The 497-nt window shown below is 63.0% G+C and carries 1 protein-coding gene; it reads left to right on the plus strand.

What is annotated here, in order from left to right; translation table 11 throughout:
• The first annotated feature begins 37 nt into the window (after window positions 1-37).
• Window positions 38-448, plus strand: coding sequence for a DUF6193 family natural product biosynthesis protein (locus JHN63_RS53800; protein WP_307782205.1), 411 nt, complete (start codon window positions 38-40; stop codon window positions 446-448).
• Window positions 449-497 lie beyond the last annotated feature (49 nt).

Below are 497 nucleotides of genomic sequence, written 5' to 3' on the forward strand. Positions count from 1 at the left end.
ATCAGTTTGAAGACGGGCCCTAGTTCTGCCAGACATAATTGCAGAACGCAGTCGCGGACCGGCTGACGTTGTCGAGGCTCATTGGCAGTCCCTACGGCTCAGCTGGCAGTGGAGGCATGCAGTACATCAGATCCGCACGCCCGGGCGCCCATATCCGGGCATCGTTCCGCTGCTGGAGGCTGCCGCCGCTCAACCACGACTCCGGCGCCTGTATCCGTTCACCAGCCACTTCGCCCTGCTCTTCAGCAGCTCCACCAGCTACCCCTGGATTGTGCATGGCGGATCGATCGAGCCCTTGCGCAACGGCCGGTTCAAGGTTCGCCAACGCAGTCCTTTCGCCGTGATCGGCGAAGTCGAGACCGCCGAAGAGGCTGTGACCCTCCTGCTTGAACTCCTGCCAGCCGGCCCCGAACCCGTCATCACCGCCTCCGCGGAGGAGCACGTGTGACGGTGTGTGGCCACGCCCATCGATATGAGAGGGCGGTATGTGACGTGAT

The sequence above is a fragment of the Streptomyces sp. MBT65 genome (assembly GCF_016612545.1).
GTDB lineage: Bacteria > Actinomycetota > Actinomycetes > Streptomycetales > Streptomycetaceae > Streptomyces.